Annotated in this window: 11 protein-coding genes and 1 pseudogene; 7 read left to right on the forward strand and 5 right to left on the reverse strand. The window is 72.7% G+C overall.

What is annotated here, in order from left to right:
- Position 1 precedes the first annotated feature (1 nt).
- Positions 2–1,783: a hypothetical protein gene (locus KIS93_RS54190; RefSeq protein WP_080038996.1), complete on the reverse strand. Its 1,782-nt coding sequence runs from the start codon at positions 1,781–1,783 to the stop codon at positions 2–4.
- Between the two features lie 316 nt (positions 1,784–2,099).
- Between KIS93_RS54190 and KIS93_RS54195 the strand changes: the two genes are divergently transcribed.
- From KIS93_RS54195 to KIS93_RS54210, 4 genes are read left to right on the forward strand one after another with little or no spacing between them, the layout of a single operon-like run.
- A complete protein-coding gene (locus KIS93_RS54195; protein ID WP_186405000.1) occupies positions 2,100–2,786 on the forward strand; it encodes a peptidoglycan recognition protein family protein in 687 nt (228 codons plus the stop codon).
- Positions 2,759–3,118 carry a peptidoglycan-binding domain-containing protein gene (locus KIS93_RS54200; RefSeq protein WP_186405001.1) on the forward strand — a complete coding sequence of 120 codons (360 nt, stop codon included), beginning with the start codon at positions 2,759–2,761 and terminating at the stop codon, positions 3,116–3,118. Before KIS93_RS54195 ends, KIS93_RS54200 begins: the two co-directional genes overlap by 28 nt.
- Positions 3,119–3,173: 55 nt before the next feature.
- Positions 3,174–4,472, forward strand: a complete 1,299-nt coding sequence (locus KIS93_RS54205; RefSeq protein WP_080038998.1) for a family 4 glycosyl hydrolase — start codon at positions 3,174–3,176, stop codon at positions 4,470–4,472.
- Positions 4,473–4,500: 28 nt separating this feature from the next.
- Positions 4,501–5,292, forward strand: coding sequence for a DeoR/GlpR family DNA-binding transcription regulator (locus tag KIS93_RS54210; protein WP_080038999.1), 792 nt, complete (start codon positions 4,501–4,503; stop codon positions 5,290–5,292).
- Positions 5,293–5,314: 22 nt separating this feature from the next.
- Here the strand turns inward: KIS93_RS54210 and melA are convergent, their stop codons facing one another.
- Positions 5,315–6,586: an alpha-glucosidase/alpha-galactosidase gene (gene melA, locus KIS93_RS54215; protein ID WP_080039000.1), complete on the reverse strand. Its 1,272-nt coding sequence runs from the start codon at positions 6,584–6,586 to the stop codon at positions 5,315–5,317.
- Between the two features lie 94 nt (positions 6,587–6,680).
- A pseudogene (locus KIS93_RS69360) lies at positions 6,681–7,517 on the reverse strand (carbohydrate kinase family protein); the annotation flags it as partial.
- 81 nt (positions 7,518–7,598) lie between these two features.
- Here KIS93_RS69360 and KIS93_RS69365 point away from each other — a divergent pair.
- The 3 genes from KIS93_RS69365 to KIS93_RS54235 are packed head-to-tail and all read left to right on the forward strand — an operon-like array spanning position 7,599 to position 10,692.
- Complete coding sequence (locus KIS93_RS69365) at positions 7,599–8,930, forward strand: ABC transporter substrate-binding protein (protein ID WP_080046770.1); 1,332 nt, start codon at positions 7,599–7,601, stop codon at positions 8,928–8,930.
- Between the two features lie 2 nt (positions 8,931–8,932).
- Entirely contained in the window at positions 8,933–9,874 is a 942-nt protein-coding gene (locus KIS93_RS54230) for a carbohydrate ABC transporter permease (protein WP_080039001.1), read from the forward strand.
- Complete coding sequence (locus KIS93_RS54235; RefSeq protein ID WP_080039002.1) at positions 9,874–10,692, forward strand: carbohydrate ABC transporter permease; 819 nt, start codon at positions 9,874–9,876, stop codon at positions 10,690–10,692. Before KIS93_RS54230 ends, KIS93_RS54235 begins: the two co-directional genes overlap by 1 nt.
- A 21-nt stretch (positions 10,693–10,713) precedes the next feature.
- Here KIS93_RS54235 and KIS93_RS54240 read toward each other — a convergent pair whose 3' ends face one another.
- Both KIS93_RS54240 and KIS93_RS54245 read right to left on the reverse strand, forming a co-directional pair.
- Positions 10,714–11,904 carry a cytochrome P450 gene (locus tag KIS93_RS54240; protein WP_080039003.1) on the reverse strand — a complete coding sequence of 397 codons (1,191 nt, stop codon included), beginning with the start codon at positions 11,902–11,904 and terminating at the stop codon, positions 10,714–10,716.
- A gap of 17 nt (positions 11,905–11,921) precedes the next feature.
- Positions 11,922–13,112: a cytochrome P450 gene (locus tag KIS93_RS54245; RefSeq protein ID WP_080039004.1), complete on the reverse strand. Its 1,191-nt coding sequence runs from the start codon at positions 13,110–13,112 to the stop codon at positions 11,922–11,924.
- Between the last annotated feature and the right edge of the window lie 39 nt (positions 13,113–13,151).

Here is a 13,151-nt window from a genome sequence, read left to right on the forward strand (position 1 = left end):
CTCATTCACTCCCTCGGTCGCCGGACAGGTGCCGGGCGGCGCTCAGACCGCGTGCCACCAGGTCGCGGGCGGCCACCAGCTTCGGCTCCGGCGGCAGGACGCCGGAGACCGGCGGCGGCGCGGAGCGCGCCATGGCGCGCGGGGCGGCGGGCAGGCCGTTCAGCCAGCGCAGGATCGTGGCGCGTTTCGGCTCGGACAGGTCACGGGTGACGGGCATGTGGTTGGGGTCGGTGATGTCGCGGGACAGGGCCAGCAGCATCGCGGCCCGCCACGGCCGGACGGCGTCGAGGTCGCCGAGGTTCACCAGGTGCTCGCCCATGATCGGGTAGTGCGTGGCGTAGGGGGCCAGGATGCGCTGCACCGCGTCCTCCAGGTGCTCCTCCGCCGGGGGCTCGTGGGCGTCGCGCACGTGGGCGGCGATGACGTCCATGGACGGGTCGATGCCGGAGCCGTCGAGGTCGAGGGTGCCGTCGGCGTTCCTGCGCGGGCTGTAGGCGACCTGCTCGACGACGCCGTCGAGGCCGGGGCGCGGCCCGTGTGGGTCGCCTGCCTCCAGCGTCACGGTGGCGGTGCCGTCAGGGCCGGTGACGACCGAGTCCGGCACGGTCAGCACGGACGCGTCGCCGAGCACGCGGGCGAGGTGGACGGTGACGCCGGCGGCGGGCTCGCCGCGCTCGCGGGCGTGCAGGGTGACGGTGGCGCGGGCGCCGGCCTCGACGCGGTGCACGAAGCCGTCGGCCCGCACGTACAGGCCGTCCCTGGTCTCCCTGGACAGGACGCGCCGGCCGCCGCCGGCGTCGGCGACGAGCAGCGCCAGCGGGCGGCTCTCCAGAGCGTGCGCGGCCTGCGGCGGGAGCGGGAGGGAGATCACCCCCGACGGCGGCGGGGACGGCAGCAGCACGGCCGTGCCGATGTCGATCACGTCCGCGCCGGGCGGCAGCACGTCGCCGGCCTGCACCTGCTCGCCCGGCAGGACGGCCACGTCGATCCTGGCCGCCCGCGGGTGCGCGGGGCCGGGGCTCGCGGCGAACGGGTAGGCGTTGCCGAGGTCCAGCACCAGGCGGTCGCCCCGGACGACGGCGACCGAGCGGCCGAACGACGTCTCGGAGGTCAGGCTGCCCATGTCCAGGCGCCGCCCGGCCACGAACGACAGCGGCTCGCCCGGCGACCACGGGCCGACGCAGCCGGTCAGCCTGCCGGTGGCGAACGCGGCCGTGCAGCGCTGCGCGGTGATCCCGTACATGGTGAACCGGATCGAGAGCCGCTCCGGCGAGCAGTCGCGCAGCTCGGCCAGCAGGGGGACGGCCGCGGCGGCGGGGCCGTAGGCGACCTCCTCCAGGACGGAGACGAACGTGGCGCTCATCATGTCGAAGCCGCCGTCGTCGCCGCCGCGCCCCCACAGGTCGCGGAAGGCGGCGGGCCGGAAGCGGCCCGACAGCAGGCTCTCCCCGCGCGGCCCCGTCAGCCGGACCGTCAGCCCCCAGATCTCGGTGGAGACCTGCCAGTCGGGGTCGAGGTCGACGAGCTTGGCGCTGGCCTGGTCGGGGCTGGTCAGCACGTCGAGGCCGAGGGCCGGGTGGCCCGCCGCCAGCGGCTGCCCCGGCCCCGACTCGCCGCCGGTGACCTTGCAGCCGAGCAGGTCGAACGTGCCGCAGCCGTAGGCGTTCCAGCTCGGCTGCGGCGGATCCGGGCTGCCGAAGGAGCCCGGATCGTTGTTCCCCGTCGGGACGTCGCTGAGGAACCTGCCCGCGAACGTCAGCCGCGGGAAGTCAAGGTAGCTCATCGTGTCCGCCTCCTGGCGTCGTCAAAGATGGTGGGCCCCCGAGTACAAGAACCTTGCTGCCGTTCGGGCGTCCCGGCGATGCCCTGCGGGGATAGACCTCAGGGACCCTCCCCCGTTACGACCCGGATCACCCGGATTCTCCGAATCTCCCGGTGGCGTACGGGTACGGCATGGTAGTGATCTGTAAGCGCCTGCCGACCGGGGCAGGGCCGCGCTCATCCGCCCGCCCGGCGGTGACCACGCACAGTGACGCGACGGCCACCCGTCGTCGACCGAAGGGTGTGAGACTCATCCAGACGCAAGACGGAGGTGCTCGATGCCGTACCTGACCCAGCTCGCCGATGTCGCCCGCCGCACCGGATACCCGGTGACCGAGGTGGCCGGCTGGCGCAGCCGCGGCCACGGGCCGCAACCGGAGGTGCAGGGCATCGTCTGCCACCACACCGCCGGCCCCGCCGGCGGCGGCGACTACCCCTCGCTCGCCGTGGTCCGCGACGGCCGGCCCGGCCTGTCGGGGCCGCTGTCGCAGTTCGGGCTCGGCCGCTCGGGCCGCATCTACGTCATCGCCGCCGGACGCTGCTGGCACAACGCCCCCTCCACCTCGCCGCGGCACGACAACTCCAGCTCGATCGGCATCGAGGCCGAGAACAACGGCACCCAGCCGTGGCCCGCGGCCCAGCTCGACGCCTACCGGCGGCTGTGCGCGGAGCTGTGCCGCGAGTTCGGGCTGCCCGCCTCGCGCGTCAAGGCGCACCGGGAGGTCAACACCGCCAAGCCCGACCCCCACTCCATCGACATGAACGCGTTCCGGGCGGCCGTCGCCGCCCTCATCGCCGGGACGACCGGCCCGACCTGGACGGAGAAGATCGTGCGGGAACTGCCGCTGATCCGGCTCGGAGACGACAACAACGACGTCAAGACCGTCAGAGGCTGCCTGTTCGCGCGGGGCACGTGCCCGCCGCCGCCTACGCCGGCGTGCCAGACGGGCTGGCAGGGTGGCTGAACTCCAGCCGGTGCGACGACGGGCTGGTGGAGCTGGTGCGCGGCTTCCAGCGGGCCCAGGGCCTCGACGACGACGGGCTCGTGGGGCCGCTCACATGGGCGTCGCTGCTGCGGGTCTCGGCCGGCGCCGCGGCCGTGGCATCCGGCACGAGCGCGGCCCGCCCGTGGAGGCGCCGGCGAGCCGGTGAGCCCGCCCCTCGCGCGGGCGGGCCGGTGAGCCCGCCCTTCGCGCGGACGGGCCGGGGAGCGCGTCCTTCGCGCGGGCGAGCCGGTGAGCCCGCCCCTCGCGCGGGCGAGCCGGTGAGCCCGCCCTTCGCGCTGGTGCGCCGGTGAGCGCGCCCTCGCGCGGGCGGCGGGGCGGGGCGCCGGGGCGTGGGATACTTCGGGGATGGCGCGGATCGTCTTCATCGGGGCCGGTGACGTGGAGCTGACACGCCGCGTCCTGTCCGCCCTGATGCTCGCCCCCACGCTGCGCGGCGAGCTGGAGGTCGTGCTGCACGACGACGACCCCGGCCGGCTGGCGACGGCCGAGACGCTGGTGCGGGCGCTCGACGCCGAGGCGGGCGCCGACGCGAAGATCCGCAGCGTGTTCGACCGGCGCCAGGCGCTCGAAGGGGCCGACTTCGTGCTCGCCGACCTCGACGTCGGCGGGTTCGAGGCCACACTGCGCGACTTCGAGATCCCCCACCGCTACGGCCTGCGCCAGACCATCGGCGACACCATCGGCATCGGCGGCGTCTTCCGCGGCCTGCGCACGATCCCGGTGCTGGTGGAGCTGGCCCGGCAGATGGCCGAGGTGTGCCCGCGGGCGTGGCTGCTGAGCTGCACCGACCCGATGGCGATGACCGGGTGGGCGGTGCACGAGGCCACCGGGTTCGAGCGGTTCGCCGGGCTGTGCCACGCGGTGTGCGACACGCACGCCTACCTCGCCGACCTGGTCGGCCGCGACGAGGACGAGATCACCTTCCTCAGCGCCGGGCTCAACCACCAGTCGTTCGTGCTGCGCTTCGAGGCCGGCGGCCGCTCGCTCTACCCCGAGCTCGACGCCGTCCTGGCCGCCGACCCGCAGCTGCGCCGGCACGTGCGCGCCGAGCTCTACCGCACCTTCGGCTACTACCCCACCCAGTCGAGCGAGCACGCCGCCGAGTACGTGCCGTGGATCATGCGCCACCCCGAGGAGACGGCGCGGCTCGGCGTGCCGATCGAGGAGTACCTGCGCCGCGTCGGCCAGAGCCTGCACCTGTACGAGGAGACCCGGCGCGCCCTGTCGGCCGGCCACAAGCTGCTCATCCGGTGGCAGCACCAGGAGCCCGCCGCCGCGATGATCCTGGCCCTGCTGACCGGCGAGGAGAAGGAGATCTACGTCAACGTGCCCAACCGCGGCCTGATCGGCAACCTGCCCGAGCGGGCGTGCGTCGAGGTGCCCGCCCTGGTGGGCGCGGCCGGGGTGCGGCCGCGGGCCGTCGGCGACCTGCCCGTGCAGCTCGCCGCGCTCAACCGCACGTTCCTCAACGTCGTCGAGCTGACCGTGCGGGCCGTGCTCGACGGGGAGCGCGCCCACATCTACCGGGCGGCCATGCTCGACCCCAACACGGCGGCCACGCTGCCGCTGCCCGCCATCCAGGCGCTGTGCGACGACCTGATCGAGGCGCACGGCGACCTGCTGCCGGCGGCGGTGCGCGCATGAGCGAGCCCCTGCCTACGGAGATGCGCGCATGAGCGAGTCGATGCCGACCGAGGTGCGGCGCGAGCGCATGCTGGCGATGCTGACCGAGCAGGAGTTCGCGCGGGTCGCGGAGCTGGCCGAGGCGTTCGGGGTGTCCAGCGTGACCGTCCGCGCCGACCTCGACGCGCTGGAGGAGCAGGGCAAGGTGCGCCGGGTGCGCGGCGGCGCCGTGTCGGCCGGGCCGGCGCCGCACGTCGAGCCGTCGTTCGAGCTGTCGCTGGGCACGGCGGCGGTGGAGAAGTCGTCGATCGCGAAGGTGGCCGCGCGGCTGGTCGCCTCGGGCGAGAGCGTGCTGATGGGGGCGGGCACCACCACCACGTACGTCGCCAGGGAGCTCGTGGCGCGGCCCGACCTGACCGAGGTGACGGTGTTCACCAACGGGCTGCGCACGGCGCTGGAGCTGGAGCCCGCACTGCCCCGCATCTCGGTCGTGGTGACCGGCGGCAGCCTGCGGCGGCAGCAGCACTCGCTGGTCGATCCGCTGGGCGGCAAGCTGCTGGAGGGCATCCGCGCCCACACGGTCATCCTGGGCTGCGGCGGGGTCGACGCGGCCGGCGGGGTGACGAACGTGAGCCTGCCCGACGCGGAGATGAAGCAGCGCATGTTGCGCGCGGCGACCAGGAAGATCCTGGTCGCCGACGCGTCGAAGCTGGGCGTGGTGGAGATGGCGCCGATCTGCGCGGTCGGCGAGATCGACCTGCTGATCACGGGCGAGTCGGCCGACCCCGAGTGCGTCGCGGCGCTGCGCGACAAGGGGCTGGAAGTCGAGATCGCCCGCTGACACCCCCGCGGGCCGCCTGCTCTCAGCGGGCGCGCAGGGGCTCCGGAAGGAGGTCGCCGTGGGCGCGGGTGAGGTCGTCGGCCAGACTCCAGATGGCGTCCGGCGTGAGCGTGGCCGCGGTGTTCGGGTCGATCATCAGGGCGTGCCGCACGTGGCGGGGGTCGCCTTCCAGCGCGGCCCGTACGGTCAGCTCGTTGACGCTCACGTACGTCCGGTTCAGGGCCGCGCACTGCGGGGGCAGCGCGCCGATCGCGGTGGGCCGCACGCCGGTGGCGTCGGCGACGCACGGCACCTCGACCACGCAGCCCTGCGGCAGGTTGGAGATGAGGCCGTCGTTGACGACGTTGCCGTAGACGACGCGGGGCGTGCCGGTGACGACGCTGTGGATGATCTGGGGGGCGTACTCGTCGGTGCCGGCGATGTCGAGCTCGCCGCCGTGCCGGACGAGGTCGCGGGTGCGCTTGTACTCGGCCAGGTTCTCCTCGCTGACCCGCAGGTACTCCCCCACGGGGATGCGCAGGCGGTCGAGCTCGGAGTCGTGGTGCATCAGCCACGGCACGTACTCGGCGGAGTGCTCGCTGGTCTCGGTCGGGTAGTAGCCGAGCCGCCGGTACATGTCGATGCGCACGCGCCGCCGCAGCTGCGGGTCCGCCACGTCCAGGCGGGGGTACAGGTCCTCGCCGTCGCGTTCGAAGCGCAGCACCCACGCCTGGTGGTTGACCCCGGCCGCGACGTAGGAGATCTCCTCGTACGGCACCGACACCAGGTCGGCCAGGCCCCGCATCGTCCAGTAGACGGAGTGGCACAGGCCGACGACGTTCCTGACCTTGCCCGACAGGTACCACACGTTCATGGCCATCGGGTTGGTGTAGTTGAGCAGCAGGGCGTCGGGGCAGAGCGCGTTCATGTCCGCGGCGAGGGCGTCGAGCAGCGGGAAGGTGCGCAGGGCGCGGAACACGCCGCCGGCGCCGATGGTGTCGGCGATCGTCTGGCGCAGGCCGTACCTGGCGGGGATCTCGAAGTCGGTGACGGTGGCGTCGTAGCCGCCGACCTGCACCATGTTGATCACGAAGTCGGCGCCGTCCAGCGCCTCCCGGCGGTCGAGGTGCGCGGTGACGGTGGCGCTCTGGCCGGCGATGCGGTGGGCGACGGCCTCGGCCACCTGGAGCCGTTCGGGGTCGATGTCGTGCAGCGCGATGCGCATGCCGGCCAGCTCGGGGAAGGCGACGAGGTCGGCGAGCAACCCCTGGGTGAAGACGACGCTTCCCGCCCCGACGAACACGATCTTCTTCATGGGGTTGCTTCCTCCCAGGTGGGCTGCGCCGCGGTGCCCCGGCGGCGCGGGTGGACAGGGTGCCGCAGGTCACGGCGACCGACATGCTCTGACGGAGGGGCAGGCCGCGCAGGAGGGCGGCCAGCAGGCCCGCGTTGAAGCTGTCGCCGGCGCCGACGGCGTCCACGACGGTGGCGGGGCGGGCCGGGACCTCGACCAGCTCGCCGTCGGTGAGGGCGAGGGCGCCGCGCTCGCCGCGCTTGACGACGGGCAGGGTGCCGCGGGCGGCCAGCTCCTTGACCGCGTGCTCGACGTCAACGACGGGGCCTGCGACGGCGTTCGCGATCGCCACGGCCTCGTTCTCGTTGGGGAGCAGCACGTCGGTGACCGGCAGGACGTCGGCCAGGCCCGCCCACCGCCCGGCCGGGTCGTCGTTGGTGTCGAGGGAGGTGGACGCGCCCGCCGCCCTGGCCAGCCCGAACAGCCCGGCCAGCCCCTCGGCCAGCAGCGGCTGCAGGAAGTACGAGGAGACGTGCACGTGCGCGGCGCGTTCCAGGAGGGCGGGCGGCACGTCGGTGGCGGCGAGCCGGTCGAGGCAGCCGGGCGCGGTGAGGATGGCCCGGTCGTCGCCGTCCACGAGGACGACGGTCATGGCGGTGGGCACGGCGGGGTCGACGACGCAGGCCGAGACGTCCACGCCGCCGCCGCGCAGCGCGTCCAGGACGAAGGCGCCCGCGGGGTCGTCCCCCACCCGCCCGGCGAACGCGGTGCGCAGGCCGAGCCGGGCGGCGCCGTACGCGGTGATGGCGCCGGAGCCGCCGAGCACGAGGCCGGCGGCGGGGACGAGCTGCTCGCGCTGGCCGAACGCGGGATGGCGAGGCGAACCGGACACGATCACGTCCGGGTTGGCGTCGCCGACGACAAGAAGGTCGAAGGTCGTTCTGGACACCACGGCACAGTCGCAGGAGTTGTGAAAGCTTGTCAACCCTTGCGGATTTTCGAAGGTATTGACAAGACTTCGAAAGTGGCCATGATGGGCTCCAACATTCCGGAGGGAGCATCCACAGTGCGAAGAAGATCCGTGGCGGCCCTGGTCGCGGCGGTCGTCCTGGCCGCCGCAGGCTGCGGAGGGCCGTCCCAGGAGGGCGCCAAGACCGTGGATCCGCAGGCGAAGGTGAAGCTCACGTGGTGGTCGGGGCAGACCTCCGACGCGCAGAAGATCCTCGAAGGGCTGGCCGCGACGTTCACGCGGCAGCACCCGAACGTCACCATCGAGGTCACCTCGGGCGCCTCCACCACCGATGAGCTGCTGCAGAAGCTGTCCGCCGGCTTCGCCAGCGGCGTCTATCCGGACATCTCCTACGCCTTCGGCAGCTGGGCCTCGCAGCTGCAGGAGTCGGGCAAGACCCTCGACCTGACCGAGAAGGTACGGGACCCGGCGGTCAAGTGGGCGGAGTTCCCCGAGGCGGCCCGCACCACCGCGACCCCCAACGGCCAGGTCATCGGCTTCCCCGCGCTCGTGGACAACCTCGCCCTGCTCTACAACAAGACGCTGTTCGACGCCAAGAAGGTGCCGTACCCGACCGACGAGTGGACCTGGGACGACTTCAGGGCGGCGGCGAAGAAGCTCACCGACCCGGCGGAGAAGATCTACGGCACCGCGTACTCGGTGAGCGCGTCGGAGGACACCACCTGGCACTTCTGGCCGCTGCTGTGGCAGCGTGGCGGCAGCATCCTGTCGCCCGACGGCAAGCAGGCCGCGTTCAACTCCCAGGCGGGGGTGGACGCGCTGGAGTTCCTGCGGGCGATGGCGGTGGACGACAAGAGCGTCTACCTCGACCAGACCGACGAGCGGTACGCACCGCTGTTCGGGGACGGCCGGATCGCGATGATCATCAACGGGCCGTGGTCGCTGCTCGAACTGAAGGCGAAGAAGACCGACTACGGCGTGGCCTTCCTGCCCGGCACCAACGGCGACCACCAGACGGTCTCCGGGCCGGACCTGTGGACGCTGTTCGACAACGGCGACGCCAACCGGGCGTACTGGTCGTTCGAGCTGATGAAGTGGCTCACCTCGGCCGAGGGCGACGCCCAGTGGAACCTGGCGCAGGGCAACCTGCCGCTGCGCGCCTCGGAGACGTCGCTGCCGGAGTACCGGACCTACGTCAAGGAGTACCCGGGCGCGGAGAAGCTGGTGGCCAACCTGGCCAACGCCAAGCAGGCCCGGCCCACGGTCAGCGGGTACGTCGAGATGTCGCGCCACGTCGGCGAGGCCATCGCCAAGGCGTTGCAGGGCGCGGCCACGCCGAAGGCGGCGCTGGACGAGGCGGCCGCCAAGTCGCGCCAAGCGCTGGCCGGAGGCTGAGCATGTCGGTGCTGTTCGCCGGGCGGCGCCAGGCCGCCCCCGCCCACGCGGCCGTCCCGTCCGGCCGGCTGCGGTGGCTGCGCCGCAGCCTGGTCGGCTGGGGGTTCGCGGGGCCCGCCACCGCGCTCGTGGTGGGCCTGTCGATCTTCCCCGCGGTGTGGGCGTTCCTCATCTCGCTGCAGAAGTGGAACGGCATCGCCCCCGCCAAGCCGATCGGCTGGCTGAACTACCAGCTCATGGCCGAGGACCCGGACCTGCTCGCGGCGGTGCGGCACACGCTGGTGTTCACGGTGCTGTTCGTGCCCGCCTCGATCTTCCTCGGGATGCTCGTCGCCGTCGCCCTCAACCGGCCGATCAAGCTGGTCGGCTTCTACCGCACGTGCATCTTCATCCCGTTCGTGGCGTCGGCGGCGGCCACCGGCATCCTGGCCAGCTTCGTCTTCAACCCCCAGTACGGCGCGGCCAACAGCGTGCTGCGCACCCTCGGCCTGCCGCAGCAGCAGTTCCTGGAGAGCCAGTGGCAGGCGCTGCCGGTGATCTGCCTGATCGCGCTGTGGGGCCAGGTCGGCTTCACCGTGGTCGTGTACCTGGCCGCGCTCCAGGACATCCCGAAGGACGTGGTCGAGGCGGCCAGGATGGACGGCGCCAACCGCTGGCAGGTCTTCCGGCACGTCACGCTGCCCGCGCTCGGGCCGGTCACGGTCTTCACCTCCATCTGGCAGACGATCACCGCGTTGCAGCTGTTCGACCTGGTCTTCACCACGACGCGGGGCGGCCCGCTGGGGGCGACGCAGACGATCGTCTACTACGTCTACACCCAGGCGTTCAAGCTCACGAAGTTCGGCTACGGCTCGGCCGTCGCCTACGGGCTGTTCGCCGCGACCATGCTCATCACCGTCGGGATGATCATCTACTCCCGGCGCAGCAGGATCGAGGCCTTCTGATGAGACGCCTGCCGTTCAGCCCCTGGCACCTGCTGCTGATGCCGCTGGCCCTGCTGTTCGCGCTGCCGCTGGTGCAGATGGTGCTGACCGCGTTCATGCCCGACGGCGACATCAACCGCTTCCCGCCCCGCTTCATCCCGACCCGGCTGCAGCTCGACGGCTTCATCGGCCTGTTCACCCAGTCGCAGGCGCTGCGCTGGCTGGCCAACACCGTCGTCGTGGCCGCGATCGCGGTGCTCGCGCAGCTCGTGCTCTGCTCGATGGCCGGCTACGGCTTCGCCCGCCTGAAGTTCTTCGGCAGGACCGCCGGCTTCCTGATGATCCTGGCCACCATCATGATCCCGACGCAGCTCCTGATGATCCCGACGTACGTCATGTTCAGCCGGCTCGGCCTGATCGACACCCTGGCGGCGGCGTTCGTGCCGTGGCTGGCGTCGGCGTTCGGGATCTTCCTGATGCGGCAGTTCTTCCTGTCGCTGCCGGCCGAGCTGGAGGACGCGGCCCGCATCGACGGCTGCTCCACGTTCGGCGTGTTCTGGCGGGTGGTGCTGCCGCTGGCCAGGCCCGCGCTGGCGACGCTGACCGTGTTCACGCTGCTCGGCTCGTGGAACGACCTGATCTGGCCGCTGGTCGCGATCAGCGACGAGAGCCTCTACACGATCCAGCTCGGGCTGGCCAACTTCCAGGGCACCCGGCACACGCAGTGGTCGCTGCTCATGGCCGGGAACGTGGTGGCCACGCTGCCGCTGATCATCGCCTTCGTGCTGGCGCAGCGGCAGTTCGTGGCCACGATGACGTTCAGCGGCCTGAAGGGGTGAGCCTCACCAGGCGACCGGCCCTCACCAGGCGACCGGCAGGGAGGTCAGCCCGTACACGACGTTCATGGACCGGAACTCCGGCTGCGGCCCCGCCTCGCGCAGCCCCGGGAAGCGCTCGAACAGGGCGGGGAAGGCGATCTGCATCTCCATCCTGGCCAGCGGCGCCCCGAGACAGTGGTGCACGCCGTGGCCGAAGGCCACATGCCCCAGGTCGCCCCGGGACAGGTCGAGCCGGTCGGGGTCGGGCACCAGCGCCGGGTCCCGGTTGGCCGCGACCAGCGAGACCGCCACCACCGCGCCTTCCGGGACGCGCACCCCCGACAGCTCCACCTCCGTCGTGGTGACCTTGAACATGCCGCAGTGCACGATGCTCAGCCAGCGCAGCAGCTCCTCCACCGCCGCGCCGATGCGCTCGGGCTCCTTGCGCAGCAGGGCGAGCTGGTCGGGGTGGCGCAGCAGGGCCAGCGTGCCGAGGCCCAGCATGTTGGAGGTGGTCTCGTGCCCGGCCACCAGCAGCAGGCTGCCGATCCCGACCAGCTCGTCCGTGGTCAGGTCGTCCCCGTGCTCGCGCACCAGCATGCCGAGCAGGTCGTCGCCCGGCTCCGCCCGCGAGCGCACGACCAGCTCCCTCATGTACGCGCGCGCCGCCTCGCGGATCGGCATCCGCTCCTCCAGCGACAGCGACAGGTCGAGCAGCCGCGACGTGCGCCGCTGGAACTCCTCCCGGTCGGCGTACGGCACGCCGAGCAGCTCGCAGATCACCAGCGACGGGATCGGCAGCGCGAACGAGGCCATCAGGTCCGCCGGCGGGCCCGCCGCCTCCATCGCGTCCAGGTGCCGGCGGACGATCTCGTGCACGCGCGGCTCCAGCCGCCGCATGCGGCGCATCGTGAACTCCGGCGTCAGCATCCGGCGCAGGCGCGTGTGCTCCGGCGGGTCGAACAGCAGCAGGTGACCCGCCCGCTGCGCCTCCACCTGCTCCGGCGGCATGTCGGGCGCGCCCGGCGGGCGGGGCTGCCGGCCGTAGCTGAAGCGCTCCGCGTCGCCCAGCACCTCACGGACGTCGGCGAAGCGGCCGACCACCCAGACGTCCACACCGAACGGGGTGGGGACCCGCCGGACCCCCTCCTGCTCGCGCATCCGCACGAGCTCGAGGTCGGGGTCGAACAGGGAGCGGCGCATGTAGAGGGGTAAGGTCGCGGAATCGCTCATGTCATCTCCCGATGCCTTCACCAGGTGACCTGGAAGGACGTCAGCCCGTACACGACGTTCATGGACCGGAACCCGGGCTGCGGCCCCGCCTCCCGCAGCCCCGGGAAGCGCTCGAACAGGGCGGGGAAGGCGATCTGCATCTCCATCCTGGCCAGCGGCGCGCCCAGGCAGTGGTGCACGCCGTGGCCGAAGGCCACGTGCCCCAGGTCGCCGCGGGACAGGTCGAGCCGGTCGGGGTCCGGCACCAGCGCCGGGTCCCGGTTGGCGGCCGGCAGGGCGCACGCCACCACCGCGCCCTCCGGGATGCGCACCCCCGACACCTCGACCTCGGCCGTGGTGACCTTGAAGACGCCGGAGTGCACGATGCTCAGCCAGCGCAGCAGCTCCTCCACCGCCGCGCCGATGCGCTCGGGCTCCTTGCGCAGCAGCGCGAGCTGGTCGGGGTGGCGCAGCAGGGCCAGCGTGCCGAGGCCCAGCATGTTGGACGTCGTCTCGTGGCCCGCGAGCAGCAGCAGGTCGCCGATGCCGGCCAGCTCGCCGGCGGTCAGCTCCTCGCCGTGCTCGCGCACGAGCATGCCGAGCAGGTCGTCGCCCGGCTCCTTCCGCGACCGGGCGACCAGCTCCCCCATGTACGCGCGGGCGCCGTCACGCGCCTCGGCCCGCTCCTTCATGGGCAACGACAGGTCGAGCAGCCTCGTCGTGCGCCGCTGGAACTCCTCCCGGTCGGCGTACGGGACGCCGAGCAGCTCGCAGATCACCAGCGACGGGATCGGCAACGCGAACGAGGCCACCAGGTCAGCCGGCGGGCCGGCCGCCTCCATCGCGTCGAGATGGTCGGCCACGATCTCCTTGACGCGCGGCTCCAGCCGCCGGATGCGGCGCATCGTGAACTCGGGCGTCAGCATCCGGCGCAGCCGCGTGTGCTCCGGCGGGTCGTACATCAGCAGGTTGCCCGCCCGCACCGCCGCGAGCTGCTCCCGCGACAGCGGCGGCGCGCCCGGCGGGCGCGGCTGCCGGGCGTTGCTGAACCGCACCGGGTCGCCCAGCACCTCACGGACGTCGGCGAACCGGGTCACCACCCAGATGTCCAGCCCGAACGGGGTGGGGACGCACCGCACGCCCTCCCGCTCGCGCACCGCCACGAGCTCCGGATCCGGGTCGAACAACGAACGGCGCATGTAGAGCGGTAGAGCCGCGGAATCGCTCATCTCGTCTCCCTACGGGGGATCTGCGCTGACCGCCACCAC

This window comes from [Actinomadura] parvosata subsp. kistnae (genome assembly GCF_900323885.1).
GTDB lineage: Bacteria > Actinomycetota > Actinomycetes > Streptosporangiales > Streptosporangiaceae > Nonomuraea > Nonomuraea composti.